Annotated in this window: 19 protein-coding genes; 6 read left to right on the top strand and 13 right to left on the bottom strand. The window is 62.7% G+C overall.

Annotation, left to right across the window (positions count from 1 at the left end):
- Positions 1-37: 37 nt before the first annotated feature.
- From FAY22_RS01490 to FAY22_RS01460, 7 genes are all read right to left on the bottom strand, one after another.
- Positions 38-580, bottom strand: coding sequence for a hypothetical protein (locus tag FAY22_RS01490; RefSeq protein WP_146328597.1), 543 nt, complete (start codon positions 578-580; stop codon positions 38-40).
- Between the two features lies 1 nt (position 581).
- Positions 582-830 carry a hypothetical protein gene (locus FAY22_RS01485; protein ID WP_146328596.1) on the bottom strand — a complete coding sequence of 83 codons (249 nt, stop codon included), beginning with the start codon at positions 828-830 and terminating at the stop codon, positions 582-584.
- Positions 831-1038: 208 nt separating this feature from the next.
- Positions 1039-1803: an FRG domain-containing protein gene (locus FAY22_RS01480; protein ID WP_146328595.1), complete on the bottom strand. Its 765-nt coding sequence runs from the start codon at positions 1801-1803 to the stop codon at positions 1039-1041.
- A 45-nt stretch (positions 1804-1848) separates the two neighbouring features.
- Positions 1849-2832: a lysylphosphatidylglycerol synthase domain-containing protein gene (locus FAY22_RS01475; RefSeq protein WP_146328594.1), complete on the bottom strand. Its 984-nt coding sequence runs from the start codon at positions 2830-2832 to the stop codon at positions 1849-1851.
- Positions 2829-4046, bottom strand: coding sequence for a cardiolipin synthase ClsB (gene clsB / locus FAY22_RS01470; RefSeq protein WP_146328593.1), 1218 nt, complete (start codon positions 4044-4046; stop codon positions 2829-2831). Before clsB ends, FAY22_RS01475 begins: the two co-directional genes overlap by 4 nt.
- Positions 4047-4250: 204 nt before the next feature.
- Positions 4251-4751 (bottom strand): hypothetical protein, encoded by a 501-nt coding sequence (locus FAY22_RS01465; protein ID WP_210411872.1) that lies wholly within the window; start codon positions 4749-4751, stop codon positions 4251-4253.
- A gap of 121 nt (positions 4752-4872) precedes the next feature.
- Positions 4873-5334 carry a hypothetical protein gene (locus FAY22_RS01460; protein WP_168204730.1) on the bottom strand — a complete coding sequence of 154 codons (462 nt, stop codon included), beginning with the start codon at positions 5332-5334 and terminating at the stop codon, positions 4873-4875.
- Positions 5335-5927: 593 nt separating this feature from the next.
- On the opposite strand from FAY22_RS01460, the gene FAY22_RS01455 reads away from it, so the two are divergent.
- Together FAY22_RS01455 and FAY22_RS01450 are read left to right on the top strand one after the other, a co-directional pair.
- On the top strand, positions 5928-7262 hold the full coding sequence (locus FAY22_RS01455) for a triacylglycerol lipase (protein WP_246860614.1): 1335 nt from the start codon (positions 5928-5930) through the stop codon (positions 7260-7262).
- Positions 7263-7391: 129 nt separating this feature from the next.
- On the top strand, positions 7392-9944 hold the full coding sequence (locus tag FAY22_RS01450) for an EAL domain-containing protein (protein ID WP_146328589.1): 2553 nt from the start codon (positions 7392-7394) through the stop codon (positions 9942-9944).
- Between the two features lies 1 nt (position 9945).
- Here FAY22_RS01450 and FAY22_RS01445 read toward each other — a convergent pair whose 3' ends face one another.
- Together FAY22_RS01445 and FAY22_RS01440 are read right to left on the bottom strand one after the other, a co-directional pair.
- Positions 9946-10593, bottom strand: coding sequence for a DsbA family oxidoreductase (locus FAY22_RS01445; RefSeq protein WP_146328588.1), 648 nt, complete (start codon positions 10591-10593; stop codon positions 9946-9948).
- The gene (locus tag FAY22_RS01440; RefSeq protein ID WP_146328587.1) at positions 10590-10796 is read right to left on the bottom strand and encodes a hypothetical protein; all 207 of its coding nucleotides are present in this window, start codon (positions 10794-10796) and stop codon (positions 10590-10592) included. Before FAY22_RS01440 ends, FAY22_RS01445 begins: the two co-directional genes overlap by 4 nt.
- Positions 10797-11117: 321 nt before the next feature.
- Between FAY22_RS01440 and FAY22_RS01435 the strand changes: the two genes are divergently transcribed.
- From FAY22_RS01435 to FAY22_RS01425, 3 genes are all read left to right on the top strand, one after another.
- Positions 11118-11897 carry a YdcF family protein gene (locus tag FAY22_RS01435; protein WP_146328586.1) on the top strand — a complete coding sequence of 260 codons (780 nt, stop codon included), beginning with the start codon at positions 11118-11120 and terminating at the stop codon, positions 11895-11897.
- A gap of 173 nt (positions 11898-12070) precedes the next feature.
- The gene (locus FAY22_RS01430; protein WP_146328585.1) at positions 12071-12928 is read left to right on the top strand and encodes a CHASE domain-containing protein; all 858 of its coding nucleotides are present in this window, start codon (positions 12071-12073) and stop codon (positions 12926-12928) included.
- 312 nt (positions 12929-13240) lie between these two features.
- Positions 13241-13396, top strand: coding sequence for a DUF3096 domain-containing protein (locus FAY22_RS01425; RefSeq protein ID WP_146328584.1), 156 nt, complete (start codon positions 13241-13243; stop codon positions 13394-13396).
- A gap of 79 nt (positions 13397-13475) precedes the next feature.
- On the opposite strand, the gene FAY22_RS01420 is transcribed toward FAY22_RS01425, so the two are convergent.
- The 3 genes from FAY22_RS01420 to FAY22_RS01410 all read right to left on the bottom strand — a co-directional run bounded on the left by FAY22_RS01420 (position 13476) and on the right by FAY22_RS01410 (position 17348).
- The gene (locus tag FAY22_RS01420) at positions 13476-14066 is read right to left on the bottom strand and encodes a chalcone isomerase family protein (RefSeq protein ID WP_246860613.1); all 591 of its coding nucleotides are present in this window, start codon (positions 14064-14066) and stop codon (positions 13476-13478) included.
- 96 nt (positions 14067-14162) lie between these two features.
- Complete coding sequence (locus FAY22_RS22555; protein ID WP_210411871.1) at positions 14163-15857, bottom strand: methyl-accepting chemotaxis protein; 1695 nt, start codon at positions 15855-15857, stop codon at positions 14163-14165.
- Positions 15858-16175: 318 nt separating this feature from the next.
- Positions 16176-17348 (bottom strand): ATP-grasp domain-containing protein, encoded by a 1173-nt coding sequence (locus FAY22_RS01410; protein WP_146328583.1) that lies wholly within the window; start codon positions 17346-17348, stop codon positions 16176-16178.
- A 364-nt stretch (positions 17349-17712) separates the two neighbouring features.
- Between FAY22_RS01410 and FAY22_RS01405 the strand changes: the two genes are divergently transcribed.
- Positions 17713-18876: a GGDEF domain-containing protein gene (locus FAY22_RS01405; protein ID WP_168204729.1), complete on the top strand. Its 1164-nt coding sequence runs from the start codon at positions 17713-17715 to the stop codon at positions 18874-18876.
- Here FAY22_RS01405 and FAY22_RS01400 read toward each other — a convergent pair.
- Positions 18866-19066 (bottom strand): hypothetical protein, encoded by a 201-nt coding sequence (locus FAY22_RS01400; protein WP_146328581.1) that lies wholly within the window; start codon positions 19064-19066, stop codon positions 18866-18868. The two genes, FAY22_RS01405 and FAY22_RS01400, sit on opposite strands and share 11 nt — an antisense overlap.
- Positions 19067-19197: the final 131 nt, after the last annotated feature.

Here is a 19197-nt window from a genome sequence, read left to right as displayed (position 1 = left end):
TCCGCGGCGGTCCGGCTCAGGCGCGCTCAAGCCTTCTTCAGGCCACCCTTACCGAGGTGGAGCGCAGATGCTCTTCCGGTAGCGGCGGGTGCACGTTGGCCCGTCGCAGGAAGCGCTGCTCGCTGCCTGGGTCCTGCAGGTGCAGCATTTGCGCCGCCATCACGTCGAACACCGGCACGTCGCCGGCCGGGTGGGCGCACAGGCGGTGCCGCACCCTGCCCTCGGGAGTCAGCACGTCGATATTGGCAAACGCCGCGATCCGGATGCGGTAGCGGTTGCCGCTGCGCCCGCCGGTGACGTGGAAGTACCGGAAATTGCGGAACTCCTCGCGCTGCTGCGGGTTCAGCAGCTTCATCAGCAGGCTGAGCGAACGGCGCTTGGCGCGCCGCTCGTCCCGCATTTCTCCCTGCCGCACCAGTTCGTTGTTGCGCTGGTTTTCGACCACCTGGTCCCGTAACCAGCCATACAGCCCGTTCAGGCCGGAGCCGCCCTGCGCATCGCCGGCGCGCCGCGCATCCGCGCGCGCCTCACCGCCCAGGAGGCGGCGCAGGATGCGCCATGCGCCGCTCAGGATGGGCATGTCAGCCCCCCACCGTCCTCGGCACCATCACCACTTCTTCCATCGTCGGGTCGAACTCCTTGAGCGTGTGCTTGGCCTCGGCCTTGGTCTTCGATCCGAATCCCGTGTAGCCTCGCTTGACCAGGTTGTCGAACGTGTCCTTTGCGACTGCGATCTCCTCCAGTTTATCGGTATGCCACTTCAATTCCTTGTGACCGGATTTGTCCATGATGCTCATTTCGCCGACCAGCGATTGAGGTGCCTTATCCATCATTCACTCCTTGCTAACTGACTTCCAGATAAACTCCCTGACGGTACGGACTGCAGTTTTTTCGTATGCGAAGTTCGTGCCTGTCGCGATGTGACGGGCCGCTCCATGCACTCTAGACACCGCCGCCGCAAACAAGATCAATTTGCGCCTAAGAAGCTGTGATTTATCTCAAGGGCGATACCCCATATCAACAAAGCCGGGGACACGCTCAGCTTTCTTCGTCCGCCGGGCGGTGCATGGACTTTAGTTCCGAAGTGAGCGCGGAAAGATCCGGAAACAGCGTGTATTTTCTGATACCCAGTGCGGTAAGCTCTTCAAAGAAGGCCGCAACACGGGAGCGGTCGATGACGAGCTTGCGCAGCCAGGTGTCGGCCCCATCCATCAAGTTGATCGGCGTGCGGCAGGAATGGATCGTAAACGCCCCCTGCTGCAGCTGGATGCGGGGATCGTGCTCGATCGCCATAGCCACGCCCACGGTGCCGAGCTCGTCCCGATTCTTGAATGCAGGCACGATGAGCGGCTCGTAGGACGAGGCGTCGAGCGGAAAGATCAATGGCTCGAAACCCTGCGATTCGTTCAGTTTCCTTGCATCCAGTGCCCAGACGCAGGCGTCGCAGGCGCCCAACCCGGCCGCGGAATAATCGGGATGGACCGAGAAAAAGGCAGCGATCAGCGGCGAATAAGTCCAATCCAGCAAGCGCGTCGGCAGCCCATAGTGCTGCATGAGCGCAAGCCAGCCCGGGTAATCGTCGCTTTGCGGGCAGGCGATGTGCCGGCTGCGCGCGCGCACGCGGAATTCGTTGGTCAGGTAGCGTTCCTGCTGTGCCGAGTAGCCGCGTTGCACGCTCGGCATGAGGTTCCAATCGGAATCGGTTTGGCCACGAAACAGCCACTTCCGGTTTTCCGACGCCAGCGCCAGCACTTCGCGCGACAGGTCGCCGACGCTGGCGATGGGGATGGCGGTGATTGTCATGATCGGCTCGACAGGTCACTTCGGACGACGGCGGTTTCTCGTCGCTTATGCCATGCGCTCGGCGCGCCGCGCGCGCGCCTCGAACAGCAAGTAGGCTGGAATCGCCAGCGCCAGCGGCACCAGATAGTAAATGGTGCGATACGCGAGCAAGGCGGCCAGCACCTCGCTCTTAGGCAATTGATCCGCCAGCAGCACGACAAACACGCCTTCGAGCACGCCGAGACTGGCGGGAATGTGCGCGACGACGCCGGCGATGGCCGCCACCAGCATCACGTTGAGCACGGTAAAGAAGGCAACCTTTTGCTGCAGGAGAATGAACAGCAGCACCGCGATCAGCAGCCAGTTGACCGTCGACATGGCCAGCTGCAGCAGCGCGATGCGCAGCGACGGCAACACCAGGTCATGCCCGCACACGCGCCAGACCCGACGGTGGGCGCGCGCGCACAGCCACATGTATGCGACGACCGCCACGCACAACAGCGCGCCAAGCGCGCGCAAGCCGGCGAGGTCGAGCCGCCACCCGGGCGGGAGCGCCGGCGGCACGATCCAGAAGGCCAGGCCGGCCAGCAGCACATAGCCCAGCCAGTTGGTCAGCATGCTCATCGCCACCACGCCGGTGACGGTTTGCGCATCCAGCCCGAGCACCGAGTACATGCGGTAGCGAAAGGCCACGGCGCCGACCAGCGAACCGAGATTGAGGTTGAACGCATAGCTGATGAAATTGACCACCATGACCTGGCGCGTCGGCACCGTGTGCCCGGTGCTGTAACGCCCCAGCAAGTCGAAGCAGCAATACAGCAGGTAACTCGCCACGCCCAGCGCCACCGCGCCCATCACTCCCTGCGCCGGGCGCTGGCGCAGCGAGGCCAGCACCTCGGCCCAGTCCACCGAGCGCGCCTGGAGCACGAGCAGCCAGGCGACCAGGATGAAAAACGCCAGCGTCAGCACGCGCCGCGCGAGCGGCCACCATGCGCGCGGCGAGCGAGGGCCCGGTGGCGGGCGCGGCGCGGAATGCTGCGCTTCGCTCATGGGCAGGCCGTCTCGTCCAGCCCGTCGGCGGCGTCGCTGCGCGCCTGCGGCTGCAGCAGCGCCAGCCGCGGCGCGTGCGCCGGCAGGCGCCCGGCCCAATAAGGATAGCGCCGCAGCAGGTGGAATAGGAAAAAGCTGCGCACCTTGCGCCAGGCCTTCGACTCGTTCAGATCGCGCACGTCGATCTGACGGCAATGCCGGGCCATGAGCCGCTGCAACCGTTCGTCGAGCACGCGGTTGAACGCGCGGTCGCGGATCAGCAGGTTGGCTTCCAGGTTGAACGCCAGGCTGAGCGGGTCCAGATTGCTGGAGCCGACGGTGGCCCATTCGTCATCGACCAGCGCCACCTTGCTGTGCAGGGGCCGGGCGCAGTACTCGAAGATTTGCACCCCGCCGTGCAGCAGGTGCTCGTAGAGCATGGCGGCGGCGGTCTGTACGATCGGCATGTCGGGATTACCCTGCAAGATCAGGGAGACTTCGACGCCGCGCCGCGCGGCTTGGCGCAAGTCTCGCAAAAAACTGTAACCAGGGAAAAAGTAGGCATTCGCGATCACCACGCGCCGGCGCGCCAGGCGCAGCGCCAGGCGGTACTGCCGTTCGATGTCGTTGCGATGTTCGCCATTGTCGCGCCACATGAAGACCGCATCGGCCTCGCCGCGCGGTGCCGCTTCCTGGCGCGGGCAGCGGCAGCGCCGCGGAGCGTGCTCGCCGGTTTCGATGGCGGCATGCATGAAGCGATGGATCTCGGCCACGACCGGCCCTTCGACTTCGACCGCGTAATCCTGCTTGGCGCCGGGACCGTCATGCACCAGATGTTCGGCGGAAAAATTGATGCCGCCGACAAAGGCGCGCGTGCCGTCCACTACCAGCAGCTTGCGGTGCAGGCGACGGAAATAGCTGATGTGCCGCAACAAGCGCGGCACCGGCCCGTACATATGCACCCGCACGCCGGCGGCCACCAGCGCGGCAATGAATTCCTGCGGCAAGTCGTGCGAGCCGAAGCCATCGACCGTCAAGTCGACTTGCACGCCGCGCCGCGCCGCCGTCAGGATTGCCGCCTGCAAGCCTTGTCCGACCTTGTCGTCGAGCAGGATGAAGGTTTCGACCAGCACTTCGTGCCGCGCGGTGGCAATAGCCTCGAATACGCGCGGAAAGAATGACTCTCCATTTTCAAGAAGCGTGAATTTATTACCGCTAATCCATGGCTGGCTCAACGTTCGCTATCCCTTCGTCTGTCATAGTGTGGCCGCCGACGGCGTGACGCATAAACCGCACCAGCCGGGGTGTTGCGCCCGGACATCCATCACGCCGCACGGACGCTGCTTATGGATATGAGAGGACTAGGGCCGGAAGGTTTTCGGCGTGCCCGAAGGAATGCGGTCCGCCGCACGGCACCATGCGACGGATTGGCCAGGCTGTCAGCGCCCCAGGCCGTTGGTCGGTCCGCTCTGCGAGCCGGCCGGCGCCCCGGAAGAACCGCCGCTGCCGACCGCTCCGCTGCCCGGCGACACCGGGTAGGCGGACGAACCGGTGGATGAGCCCGTGGACGGCAGTGTGCCGCTGGTTCCCGAAGCGTCGTTCACGCCGGAAGGGCTGCCGGGACCGGCAGCGGCGCAATCGGCGTTTCCGGCTGGCGCGGCGGTCCCTGAAAGATTACCGCCGCCGGCGGTACCGGAACTCCCCGCGCCGCCACTCCTGTCGCGCATTACCGCAGGCGGGCAATCGATCGTCGCGCCGGAGGCCGAGGTGCCGGGCGTGCCCGAATTGCCGCTGCTATCGGGAGCCGGCGCGGGAGTCGCCGTGGTTCCCGGCGCGCCCGACGGCGTATTCGGCATATCGGGTGTTGCCGGGTTGCCGCTGCCGAAGGCGCGCGACGCGCTTCCCGATGTACCCTGCGATGGCGTTTGCGCGCAAGTCATTCCTGCCATCGTGGACAATGCCGCGACTAGAATCGCCGAGGATAGTCTCTTCATCTCCATCATGTGCCTCCATAAAAAAATGCCGTCATTGGTTGCCATGGGCATGCGGCCGGCGTGCCCGCTAGCGCGCGTTGCCCTCCGGTGCGTTGCGGGCGGGCGTGCCGGGGCTTTCCTGGCCCGACGCGGCGCCCGAGCCCGACGCCTTGCCGCTGCTGCTACCCGACGTGCCGGGCGCCGGTGCGCCGGACGCCGCCCCTGCGCAATCGGCACCGGCCGACGGCGTGCTCGGCCCGGACAAGGCATAACCGCTGCCGGTGCTGGAACTGCCGCTGTCCTTGTGCGCGCTGCGCGCCATCGCTCCAGGGCAATCCGCCTTTTCGCCGGAAGCGGACGTGCCGGGCGTATGCGAACCACCGGTCGAATTGGGAGAAGCCGGCGCCGTGCCGCCGGACGCTGCGCTGCCTGCCGTGCCGCTGGCGCCGGAACTCTGCGCCGGGCTGTTCTGGTCGTCCGGGCCGCTGGTGCCAAGGGTGCGATAGCTCACCCCGGAAGTGTTACGCGCCAGCACTTGCGCCGATGCCATTGCGCCTGTTGCGATGAGTGCGACGAGCAATAAGGTCGATGACACTGTCTTCATCATTCCTCCACGATAACAATGAACATGGTCGGCTCTCATGTGCAAAGACCATGCCATTGGCATTCGCACGCCATCGTCATGCAGTGGCTCGCGAAGTCATGCCTTTGTCCCTGAAGGACAAGCCGCGGCGCGAATGCGGCGACGCGCCGGCTGTCTATCGGTGGCGATATGCATTCGTTTTTTTTCGTATGTAGTCGAACAAGATCGTTTGCATTCAAAACCAGAACAGGAACACCGATTCCACAGGAGACAAAGCATGCCCCCCGTTCCATCCCGCCTGCCGCATCACCGCTAGCTCAGACCTGGCCCGAGCTCCCGCAGCGACCGCCCGCTTCGATGCAACGGCGGCCGCTGCGCTTTTTACATGGCGATGCTGCCCTGCCGCGCAGGCATCCCCGTAATGCACGACCGCTTTTACGCCGGAGAGCGACGAAGCTGTTTCTCGTCGATGCGTTTTTTTATGAAGGCTTCGCCAAGAGAGCCCCATCCACAAGCAACCACTTTTATTGGAGACATCTATGGCAATTTGGAATTCAGTCTTGAAACGAGCGGCCAGCACTTTGGCGCACGCCGCCGTCGCGGCATCCGTGCTTGCGCTGGCGCCATCGGCATTTGCGGCCAATAACTACCCGGTGATCCTGGTGCATGGCTTTCTCGGCTTCGGTCCCGATGAATTGCAGGGCACCGGCTTCAAGTACTGGGGCGGCTACAACGATGTCGAAGCGCACATGAAGACCTACAACGGCTCGCATCTGGTGCGCACGGCGAGCGTCGGCCCGGTCAGCTCGAACTGGGACCGCGCCGTCGAGCTGTACTACCAGATCAAGGGCGGCTGCGCTGACTACGGCGCCCAGCGCACCGCCCAGTTCGCCGCCTACGGCAAGATCCAGAAACCGGCCGGCAAATGCTGGGCCGCCGATCCCGACAACAACCCCAACCATTACCCGGTCGCGCTGTATCCGCAGTGGGATGCGGCGCACCCGATCCACCTGGTGTCGCACAGCCAGGGCGGGCAAACCGTGCGCACCCTGATCCAGCTGCTGGAAAACGGCTCGCCCAACGGCGACGAGGGCGGTGGCGCGCTCTACGCCGGCGGCAAGATCGGCTGGATCAAGAGCGCCACCACCATCGCCACCCCGCACAACGGCACCACCCTGCGCGACGTGATCATCGATTACGTGCCCAAGGTATCGGAACTGGCCGGCGACATCATCCAGGTGGCCGGATTGGGCGGCGCCAATGCCGTGTATGGCTTCGATCTGGAGCAATACGGATTGGCGCAGGGGCCGGCGGAATCGTTCAGCGATTTCATCGAGCGCACCAAGGGCGCGCCGTTCTGGTCCTTGTCCAACCGCGATTCGGCGCAGTGGGAACTGGGCCCGGACGGCGCGAAGGCGTTGAACAGCTGGGTCAAGACATCGCCCAACGTGTACTACTACTCGATCGGCGGCAAGGCGACCGAACAGGGCAGCTTCTGCTGCAATTCGACCGACCGCCTCATCGCGCCGTTCCAGAGCTCCAGCTACCAGTATGCGCGCGACGACATGATCTTTTTCATGAAGAACACCGCCGGCGAATGGGTGGTGCCCTCGCTTTTTGTGCCTGGCATGGGATCGTATACGCAGACCGATCCGAGCCGCGTGCTGATCGACAGCAGCTGGTTTGCGAATGATGGCGTGGTCAACACGGTCAGCATGAAGTCGCCGTCCGGGCAACCGGTGCGCAATTACGACGGCACCTCGGTGCGCGGTACCTGGAACTACCTCGGCTACTACAACCAGTACGATCACTTCGACGTGATCGGCTGGCAGTTGCCGGGTTATGCGGTCTACCCGATCTACGACAATATCTCGACCATCCTGTTTGGCCTGTAATTGCCTCGACTTGCCTCCGGAGCCGCCGTGCGGCTCCGGCCAGAACGATGCACGCCAATCGTCGTCCAATACTGAGCGTCTGTTCCGGCCTGAATTTCAGGCTGTTACGAAAGCGCATGGAGGACATCTTTGGAAACCGGATTGCGCGAAAACGATGTCCGCATCAGGCATCTTGCCGATTCGAACGTCATCGGAATATTTTGCTGGGATATTCACGGCCATATCACCGATGCGAACGATGCGTTCTGCCGCATCGTCGGCCAGCCCCGCCAGATGCTCCTGGCGAAAAAGGTCAAGCTGGACGACATCACGCCGCCCGAGCACCATGCCGCCGACCGGCAGGCGAGGGATGAGTTGATGCACTCCGGCAGCGCGATGCCTTACGAAAAGGAACTCATCCGCGGCAGTGGCGAACGCGTGCAAGTCTTGATCGGCGGGACGTTTTTCGCCGGCTCGCGCGAGAATGGCATCGCTTTCGTGCTCGACCTGAGCGAGCGCCGCCAGGTGGAACAGGCTTTGCGCGAAAGCGAGGAACGCTACCGCATCGTTACTGCCGCCGCCAGCGACGCCATCATCACCGTGGACGATAGCAATACCATCGTCTACCTCAATCCATCAACCGAAAAAATCTTCGGCTACCCGGCCGCGCAAGTGCTTGGACAACCATTGAGCACGCTGATCCCGGATTGCCTGTGGCATGGCCGTAAAGCCTTGCAGCAGCAAAACAATACCGAAAAGGAACCGTCCGAAGCCAGAATCGAAGCCCGGGCGCTGCATCGGGAGGGCCAGGAAATCCTGCTCGAAATATCGATCGGCCAGTTCCATCTGGCAAACCGCTATTTTTTCACGGCGATCGCGCGCGACATTACCGAGCGCAAGAAGGCCGACGCGCTGCGCGACGGGCAAAACGAGGTGCTGGAAATGATTGCCGCCGGCGCGCCGCTAAGCCAGATCCTCGACAAGCTGATCCGCCTGATCGAGTCGCAAAGCCGCGGCATGTCCGGTTCGGTCCTGCTGCTCGACGAAGACGGCATGCACCTGCGCCATGGCGCGGCGCCCAACCTGCCGGGCGACTACACCAACGCGATCAATGGCGCACCGATCGGGCCCAAGGCCGGTTCCTGCGGCACGGCGATCTATTCCGGCAAGCCGGTGATCGTCACCGACATCACTCGGGACGAACTCTGGGTCGACTATCGCGCCCTGGCATCGAAGTTCGGCCTGCGCGCCTGCTGGTCGACGCCAATCTTTTCCTCGCAGGGAACGGTGCTCGGGTCGTTCGCGATGTATTACCACGAACCGCGCCGGCCGCATCCGGCAGAGCTGCGCCTGGCCGGCGTGGCGGCGCACATGGCGGGCATCGCGATCGAACGCCATCAGGCCGCGCAGCGCATCAGCTACATGGCGCACCACGACGCGCTGACCGGTTTGCCCAACCGCCTGCTGCTGCACTCCAGCCTGAACCAGGCGATCGCGCATGCGCAGCGCCACCGGAGCATGGCGGCGCTGCTGTTCATCGACCTCGACAATTTCAAGCGCATCAACGACTCGCTCGGCCACCATGTCGGCGACCTGCTGCTGCAGGCGGCAGCGCTGCGCCTGCAGTCCTGCCTGCGGCGCGACGACCTGCTGGCGCGCATCGGCGGCGACGAATTCGTGATACTCCTGTCGCCGCTGGCGCGGCCGAAGGAGGCGGCCCTGGTCGCCGGCAAGGTCCTGAAGGCGTTCGAGCCGTCCATCGACGTCGAGGGACATGAACTGCATGCCGGCGGCAGCGTCGGCATCAGCATCTATCCGTCCGACGGCGAGGACGCGGATACGCTCATGCGCGCCGCCGATACCGCCATGTATCACGCCAAGGAAAGCGGGCGCGGCAATTTCCAGTTCTTCACCCAAGGCTTGAACGCGGCGATCCAGCGCCGGCTGACGGTGGAAAACAAGCTGCGCCAGGCCCTGGCGCGCGGCGAATTCGAGCTGCGCTACCAGCCGCAGGTGGACATGGCGAGCGGGCGCATCCTGTCGGCCGAGGCGCTGCTGCGCTGGCACCCGCCCGGACACGGCCTGGTGTCGCCTGCCGAGTTCGTTTCGGTGGCCGAGGAAACCGGCCTCATCCTGCCGATCGGCGAGTGGGTGCTGCGCGAAGCATGCGCGCAACTGCGGCGCTGGCAGGCCGCCGGCTGGAGCGAGCTGGGCATCGCCGTCAACCTGTCGACGCGCCAGATGTCCCAGCTCGGCCTGTCGGGCATGGTGGAGCAAATCCTGCGCGAGTACGGCCTGCGCGCCGACCTGCTCGACCTGGAGATCACCGAAAGCATTCTGATGCAGCCCGGCGGAGAAAACATGGCGACGCTGCAGCGGCTGTCCGAGATGGGCGTGCGCCTGTCTATCGATGACTTCGGCACCGGCTATTCCAGCCTGTCCTACCTGAAGCGGTTTCCGGTCGACGTGCTCAAGATCGACCGTTCCTTCGTCTGCGGCATCGGCAAGGCGCAGGACGACATGGCCATTGCCGACGCGATCATCGGCATGGCCGCGGGGCTGCACCTGAAGGTGATCGCCGAAGGCGTCGAAACCGCCGAACAGGCGGCCTACCTATCCACGCGCAACTGTCACATGGCGCAAGGCTATTTCTACGGCGAGCCGCTGGCCCCCGAAGCCTTCGCGCAGCGCATGCAGGCCTGACTCAGGCTTGGGTAGCGACTTGGCGCAAGGCCTGTTCGAACACTTCGGCCGGCTGCCCGCCCGAGATAAGGTAACGGTCGTTGATGATCACCGCCGGCACCGAATGGATGCCCTGCTCCAGGTAGAAGCGCTCCTGCGCGCGCGTTTCCTGTTCATAGGCGCCGGAGTCCAGCACTTCGCGGGCGCGCTGCGCATCCAGCCCCGCCTCGCCCGCCAGCCGCGCCAGGACTTCGTGCGAGGAGGGATTTTCACCGTCGGTAAAGTAAGCGCGCAGCAGCGCATGCTTGAGCTCGCTCTGGCGCCCTTCCAGCCCGGCCCAATGCAGCAGGCGGTGCGCGTCGAAGGTGTTGTAGACGCGGTTGCGCCGGTCCATGCGGAATTCGAAGCCGACCGATTCGCCGCGCTCGGCGATCAGCTCGCCGTTGCGCTCCACCTGCTCGGGTGTGATGCCGTATTTCTCGGTCAGGTGCTCGACGATGTCCTGCCCTTGCGGGGGCATCTGGGGATTGAGCTCGAACGGCTGGAAATGCAGCTCGGCGCTGACGTCGCCGCTGACCTGCCGCAGAGCCTGCTCGAGCGACTTCAGGCCGATGGCGCACCACGGGCAGGAAACGTCGGAAACAAAATCGATCTTGAGTTGCTTGCTCATGGTTCCTGGTGTGTCCTTTCTTCGTTCTTGACGGCCTGCTTCAGGCGCTGCAGGCGCGCGTACTCTTCCGGGTCATCCTTGGCCAGGCGATGCTCGCGCCACTTGTAAAAGATGGCGATGCCCAGCATGGCCGCCGCGCCGACGGCCAGCTTTCCCTTGTGCTTGCCGAACATGCTCCCGACCTCGCCGGAGAACTCCGGCATATTCGTGGCGTCGTCTGACTGCTGATCAAAGGAAAGATCATGCAGCCCGTGACCGCTCGGCAATGAGTGTAGCGTAGAAGGATTGTCCCTGTGCATGACTGCTCCCGCCCGATGCTGGTTATCTGGATGACACTTCGATAACTGTTAGTACTTAAAGCGGACCGCTAGTTCATGTCGGTAATCCCTTTGTCAGGAGTTATTTTTAGTAACAAATCCTCTAAATCCATTTTCCGGTGCATCGCCTTCTGCCATAGCGTTGACGCATGGAATTACTCTCGCCACAATGCCCTGTTGCACGCCCCATTGACTTGACTGACGACGATGCCCCTCAGCCTGTTTGCCACCAAGGCCATCAGCGCCCTGCTGCTGCCTCCGCTCAACCTGATATTGCTGTGCGCGGCCGGGCTGCTGCTGCAGCGCCGGTATCCGCGCGCGGGACTTGCCCTGAGCGTGTGCGCGCTGTTGGGTCTGGCGGTCATCAGCACGCCGGCCGGCGCACTGTTGCTGGCCGCTCCGCTGGAAGGCAGCAGCGCCGCGGGCGCGGTACAAGACAGCCGCGCGCAGGCGATCGTCGTGCTCGGTGGCGGCCGCACCAGGAACGCGCCGGAGTACGGCGGTCACGACCTGCCGAAATCCCTCACGCTTGTCCGGTTGCGCTATGCCGCTCAACTGCAGCGCGCAACCGGGCTGCCGGTCCTGGTGTCAGGCGGTACACCGGACGGCGGCGCCGAATCGGAAGCCTTCGTCATGGCGCGCAGCCTGCGCGAGGACTTCGGGGTGCCGGTCCGCTGGATCGAGGGCGGCTCCGACGATACGCGGCAAAATGCCGTGCTGTCGGCGGATATCCTGAAAGCGGCGGGGGTACGGCGCATCCTTCTGGTGACGGATGCCATGCACATGCCGCGCGCGCAAACACTGTTTGCGCAGACCGGTCTGGATGCGATCGCCGCCCCCGTTTCAGTGCGCAGCCACGGCACTCTGGCGGCGACCGATTTCCTGCCCAGCGGCGAAGGCATGTACCGCGCCCACTACGCTCTGCACGAATGGCTCGGCCTTGCGTGGAACGCGACCAAGCCATATAGGGGCCAACCTGCCCGATGAGGGAGGCCCGGCCGTCGAACGCCCCGGCGGCCTTCTGTAAATGAATTGTCGCGCACATTTGTTTCCGAACGTGCAAAGGCGTATTTTGCCCGCTACAATACGCCGGAGAATCCTGCCATACCTGCAACAAGGGGGAATCTTTTTTACGGGCGCACCATTTCCGATTGGGCTTCATGGTATCTACAAAAAGTTCCTCTACCCGCCGCTCGCAGATCAGCACAGTCCTCGTCTTCGCGGTATGCGCGCTGCTGGCGGTGGCGCTCATCTGGTATACGGAAGCCGGCCGCGTCCAGCAGGAACGCAACCGCGTCTCGAACCTGGCCGGCGAATACGCGCTCGCGCTGCAGATGAATATCGAGAATGCCCTGTCCGCCACCTATGCCATGGCGACCATGATCGAACTGAATCGTGGCGACACACATGAATTCGGCACCGCCGCCGCCGCACTGCGCTCCTTCTATCCCGGCATCGCGGCGTTGGAGCTGGCGCCGGGCGGCATAGTCACCAACATTTCTCCGCTTGCCGGCAATGAAAAAGCCGTCGGCCACAACCTGCTGACCGACCCGGAGCGCGACAAGGAAGCCTTCCTGGCGCGCGAAACCGGCAAACTCACCTTGGCCGGGCCGTTCAAGCTGGTGCAAGGCGGCCAGGGCGCGGCAGGCCGCCTGCCGGTCTATCTGACCGATGAAAAAGGAAATCGCCAGTTCTGGGGGTTCGTCGTCGTGCTGATCCGTTTTCCCGACATCGTCGCCCCTGCCCGCCTGCCGGCGCTGGTGGAGCGGGGATACGATTACGCGCTCTGGCGCATCCATCCCGATACCGGCAACAAGCAGATGATCGCCGCGTCGGCCAACACCCCGCTGAGCGACCCGGTGAACCGCACGGTGCAGGTACCGAATGCCACCTGGACGCTGAGCGTGGCACCGCGCGGCGGCTGGTTCAGCCCTTCCGTGCTTGCCATGAAGACGGCCATCGCGCTGGTCATCGCGCTTCTTGCCACCGCATCCTGGCGCAGCCTGGGGTGGAGATAAGCGGCGGCACAGCCTCGTCGCCACCGGGCAGCGCGAGTCGCCAAAAACAAAAGCCCGACGCCAGTACAGGCGTCGGGCCATCGTCGCCTACGGCGACGAGTTTGCATTCGCGGGAGCCGACGGCAATCAACACCGCGGCTCTTCGTAATCGCGCGTCGTCGGGTTGTTCCTCGGCGCGATCTCTGCCCTTTGTCAGGGGCCATCAGCTTTCACCGAATCCGCTTCTGCGGATGCAACTACACGCTGACTTAAATCCAGTTTAGTCGCCTATACTGGAATCGCAAGCACTTCCGACTTCCGAAAGGTGGCGCCATGTCTGTGCACCTGTCCATCGTCCCGCTGGCCTCGCTCATCGCCGGCATCCTGATCCTGCTCATGCCGCGGCTGCTCAACTATATCGTTGCGCTGTACCTGATCGCGATCGGCCTGATCGGCTTGTTTGGCATGGGGAACATCCGTTTTCATTAGCTCACTGGCAAAAAAAAACCATCCTGTTGCGCAGGATGGCTTGTCGATAGCGGCCGGACAGGCGTGGCCGCGCCGTGTCTTAATTGCCGAGCAGCTTCTCTTTCAACGAGCTATCGGCCGGCTTGTCGCCCAGCCAGATCTTGAAATACGCATTGGCAAATGCGATGCCGGCCATCGGTTCGCCGATCTTCTTGTCGTTGACATACACCTGCAGACCGACGTCCGGGATGTAGTCGGTCACGATGACCGAGCCCTTGTCCAGGTCGGAGATCGAGGCAAAGACTTCACCCATCTTGACCGTCTGATCGACGAATTTCGATTTTTCAGCCTTGTCGGAATTCTTGTTCAGGCCATCCATGAAGGCTTGGCCCAGTTCTTCATTGTTGACCTTGCGCAGCAATACCAGTTTCATGCGGCGCGGGCCGTTCGTCGCAAGAACGTCGGCAGGAGTAGTTTTCTTTTCCGGCAGATACATGCCAATGGCATATACCTTGACCAGCCCTGCCCATGCGCGCGCGCCTGCGCCGTTGAGCTTGAGTTCCTTGCCGCCGACCTTGGCAGTATCGTCGAACTTGATGCCGGCGACTTCAGCCGCCTGCCCTGCCTGGCAAAAACCAGCCACGAGGCCACCCACAATCAACAACTGCTTGATACGCATACCGAATTTCATTTTGCCTCCCATAGTTTTTTAGTGAATTCGCTGAATCGACGTCTGACCCGTCTTACTGCAAAACTTCCGTCCCACAACCGTGCCGGACGAACCGGCTTAAAACTCTTCCCATTCGTCGCTGCCGGCCGCCTTGGCGCGCACTTGTTGTAGTGCGCCGGACGCCGGAGCAGCAATTCGAACCGCAGCCGGTTTTGCCGCTGCGGGCGGCACGGATTGTTCTTTCGCCGGCAGGGCGGCCGCACGCTCGCCTCCCACCTTGAACACGCTGACCAGACGCGCCAGGTTGGCGGCCTGGTCCTGCATCGATTCCGCCGCCGCGGCCGCCTCTTCCACCAGGGCGGCATTCTGCTGTGTCACGCCGTCCATCTGGTTGATGGCCATATTGATTTGTTCAATGCCCAGGCTCTGTTCCTGGCTGGCCGCGGTGATCTCGCCCATGATGTCGGTCACGCGCTTGACGCTGTTGACGACCTCGTCCATCGTGATGCCGGCCTGGCCGACCAGCTTGCTGCCGACTTCGACCTTTTCCACCGAATCGCCGATCAGCGCCTTGATTTCCTTGGCCGCCGACGCGGAACGCTGGGCCAGGTTGCGCACTTCGGCCGCCACCACCGCGAAGCCGCGGCCCTGCTCGCCGGCGCGCGCGGCTTCCACCGCCGCGTTCAGGGCGAGGATGTTGGTCTGGAACGCGATGCCGTCGATGACGCCGATGATGTCGACGATCTTCTTGGACGATGCGTTGATCGATCCCATCGTGTCGATCACCTGCGACACCACATCGCCGCCCTTGACCGCCACTTCCGAGGCCGACGCGGCCAGCGTGTTGGCCTGGCGCGCGTTGTCGGCGTTCTGCCGCACGGTGTCGGTCAGCGACGACATCGAGGTCGCGGTCTCCTGCAGCGAGCTGGCCTGGTCTTGCGTATGAGCCGACAGCTCGGCATTGCCGCTGGCAATTTCGCGCGACGCCATCGCAATGTTGTCGGTACCACCACGCACCTCGCCGACGATCTTCGACAAGCTTTCGTTCATGTGCTTGAGCGCCTGCATCAGCTCGCCGGTCTCGTCATGGGTCTTGATCTGAATGTCGCTGGTGAGGTCGCCGTCGGCCACGCGCTTGGCGACATCCACCGCCTCATTGAGCGGTCGGGTGATGCTGCGGGTGGCAAGAAAGCCGACCAGCGCCGAAATCACGCTGGCCACCAGCGCCAGCGCCATGATCATGAGTTCGGTACGCTTGGCGGCATCCGACGATTCCGTGCCGGACGACTCCATCTCGCTATTCTGGTACTTGATGAAGCCATCGATCTGCTCGAAGTACTTTGCCTGCAGGGGGCGGATCGAAAACATCAGCTTCACCATCGCCTCGTCCTTCTTGTCTTCGTTGACGAGGGCGACGAATTTCGTCTGCGCCGGCACGAACTTGTCCCGCAGTTCGGTGATGGCCTTGATGTACTCGATACCCTTGGCGCTGGTGATGATCTTGCTTAAGGTGGCGATCGATTCGTCGATGCTCTTGTTCTTTTGCTCGATGTTGACGAGCTCCTTTTTCATCTGGCCCGGATCGGTCATGACCAGCACGTTGAGCATGTTGCGCGTGGTTTCGCTGACATCGGCCTTGATGCCATTGGCCAGCACGGTCTTCGGATAGCGGTCCTTGATCATGAGGTTAACCTCGCTGTTGAGGCTCATGATGCGCACCCACGCCAACCCGGCCAGCATGAGCAGCAATGCGATGACCACGCCAAAACCGAGAGCCAGCCTTTGTCCGATACGGATCTTTTTAATATTCATTAATTTGTCTCCCACCCAAACGGTACTGTTAACAAGCGAGCGTAAAACTCAGAAAAAATCAGCAACGTTTTTGCAACCAAGTGTACCAACGATCACATAGTATTGCAGTGTTGCAATTTGTGACAATCTCTTTGTTCGGTTTGTTGGTAAACCCCTCTAATCGCAAGCAGGCGACAGACCTTGACAAACATTCTTGCTAACGAGAAATTCTGATCTGGTTATCGATTGGGATGCCGGCTACGACTGACCGGGCAGTCGTAGCGGAGGAAGGAATGAAGAGGCTGGAAACCGGCGCGATGGGGAACTCGCCGCAGCGATTCAGTGCACCGCACCATCGAGTGAATTACCGCGCAGCTCCGGTATCGCCGGCATTGCATCCGGCTCCTTGAGGAGCATGCCCGCTCGCCTGTTCAGGTAGCGCATGCCGGTTTGCGGCAGTTCCCGCGCAAAATCCCTGAGGGTGGGCAAGTCGAAGGCGACGGCTCGCAGCAGCCTGCCGCGCCAGCCGGCATCGCCAATGAGCTGGCGCCAGGAAGACGGACGGATCAGTGGATGACGGGTGCTCGCCGTTCCCGATGTCAGGCATAGCGCGCCGTTCAGGCGCGGCGCCTGCAGGATGCTTTCCGCCACAAAGTTCAGGCCGCACCAGACTGACGCGGTCAGGGTGGCCCAGAAGCGCGGATTGGATTCGATCAGGTAAACCTTGCCGCTGGCCGCATCGATGCGCGCATCGACGTGCATCACGCCGTGATAGGCGCCGGCATGGCACAGCCTTGCAGCCAGCGCCTCCAGCTCGGCATTTTGCACGAAGACGATCTTCGAGGGCGCGCTTTGCTGCACAGCAAAAGCGCATAAGCGCCCGCCGATGGCGAGAAAACTCACGTCGATATCCGTGCCGTCGATGTAGCGCTGCACGATCAGCGGGCCATAGTCGTAGCTGGCATCGTTGAGGATGGCTGTGTCGAACTGAGCCTTGCTGCGGATAATCTGGACACCGGTCGAGCCGGCCTGGTTAAGCGGCTTGACCACGAACGGCACGCCGAATTCAGCCGCGACCGCGTCGTAATCGAGCGCCGACTTCGCGCCGATGAAGCGCGTGGCGGGCACCGGAAGGCCATGCCGCGTGCAGAACTGGTAGAACAGCCATTTGTTGTCGAACATGTCCAGCGTCGCCAGGTCCGGAATCGGCGTCACGCGCAACTGCAACTGCCCGCGCACACGGTTGACGAGGCGGATGGCGTCGCAGTCTGCGGGGATCAGCACCACGTGCGGCGTGCGCTTGACGATGGCATTGACGGCTTGAACGAAACGCACGTCATCGGCGCCGAGCATGTCCATCGTGAACTGCCGCTTGCAGAGCGAAGACCAGCGCAATGACGCGGTCGCCTCGCTGCCGATCACGACGCACTTGGCATCGGTAAAGCTGCGGATCGCCTGCAGCACAGCGGATACCACTCGCTTGCATTTGCCTACCACGATAAAGTTGATCATCTCTGTCCGCCTGTCTAGGTCTGTGAATGTCAAACAACGCTTCCGGGTCGCTATTTAATGTACGCCGCAGTCGCGTTGTCGCGTTGAGAGCGCGCAAGGTGCACAGTTTCAATTAACCGCAAGTGAAAAGAGAATTTCCGAATGGAACAGAACCGTTCGTCCCGGCTCCGGACGCCGCACCGTAGCGGCCCAGCAAGCGCGGAGATAGGCGGGAAATGGCCGCCTTTTTTGAAGACGGGTCGATTGCCAGTAATTTACTATTTGAATATAAAATCGCCCATACCAAAAGTTAGCCGGCACCGGCCGCTTCGGCATGGCATGGAAGGATCGACGCTGCGTCAGACAGCGACACGAGGGAGACGTCATGGCTGCGAATTGTTTTGGAATCTTTCCCCGCAACGATCCTGAACAGGAACTGCGGCTCAAGCGGTTTTTCCTGGGCATTGCCGCCTACTTCATGAATTCGGCATTCGTGCTGGTGTGCTGGCGCATGGGGTATTTCAGCTCAACCATCGTGACGCGTTACGCGGTGCTGACGATCACGTTCAACCTGATGTTCTATTGCCTCATCCGCAGCGGACTGAACAAGCGCCTGGCCGACCCCAGCCTGACCTTTTCCCAGATGGCGGTGGCCACGCTGGTGGTGTTCAACCTGATGTATTTTTCCGGCGACGCGCGCAACACCTACCTCGTGCTGCTGCTGTCGATGCTGCTGTTCGGATTGTTCCGCTTCAAGACGCGCGACTTCGCCGGCTTAGCAGTGCTCATCCTGTGCGGCTACGCGCTGCTGATCGCGCTGCTGGTGCGCCAGCGGCCGGACGGCATTGTGCTGAAGGTTGAAATCCTGCAATGGATGGCGCTACTGGCGACGCTGGCCCAGTTCACGTTTTTGGCCGGCTACATCGGCAGGTTGCGGCACAAGGTGCGCGTCAACAACCAGGAACTGGCCAAGCGCAATACGGAACTGGAAGCGGCGCTGCAACGCATCAGCGACATGGCCATCCGCGACGAACTCACCGGCGTCTACAACCGGCGCTACCTGATGGAGCGGGTCGCGGAAGAGGCGCAGCGCTGCCTGCGCAACGGGTCGGTCTTTTGCATCTGCATGGTTGACATCGACCTGTTCAAGCAGATCAACGATACCTACGGCCATCCGGCCGGCGACGAGGTGTTGCGCAGCGTGGCCGCGACCGTCGCGGGAAGCATGCGCCAGACTGACTTTTTCGGCCGCATCGGAGGCGAGGAATTCGTCATGGTGCTGACCGACACCTTGAGCGAGGGCGCGCTGATTTCCGCGGAACGGGCGAGGAAAAAAGTGGAACAGCTGACCTTTCCCGATATCAGCGCCGACCTGCGAGTCACGATTTCGATCGGCATCGCCGAGCATGTGCGCCGGAGCGAGCCGGCCGCCACGTTCAAGAGGGCCGACGAGGCGCTTTACCGCGCCAAGGAAGGCGGGCGCAATCGCTGCGTGGTCGACGCCGTTTTCCATCTGCATGGCGCTTCAGTGCCTGAGCTCAGAGCCTGAGGATGGGCAGGCGATGCCCGCCCGAGGCGGCGAAATAGCCTTGCCGCGTGCGCACCACCCTGATCCGTCCCTCGTCCGCCACATCGACGTCGACTTCCCGATGCAGGCTCAATTCGCTCGCCAGGCGCAGATGCCCGTGCAGGATACGATAACCGTTGCCATCCCGAATGATCAAAATATCTGGGCTCATCTCCATTCTCCCGTCCGCAGGCAGATGCAAGACTGCCATGCTAGGGTGCCAAGATGACAGCGTGATGACGTCGGGCGCGAAAAAATTGCGCCTGCAAGTGAGCGCTTTTGTGAGCGCCTTCAATGCATCCG

The organism is Noviherbaspirillum sp. UKPF54 (assembly GCF_007874125.1).
Classification (GTDB): Bacteria; Pseudomonadota; Gammaproteobacteria; order Burkholderiales; family Burkholderiaceae_D; genus Noviherbaspirillum.
The sequence above is the reverse complement of the archived record's forward strand: the minus strand, read 5'-3'. Positions and strand labels throughout refer to the sequence as shown.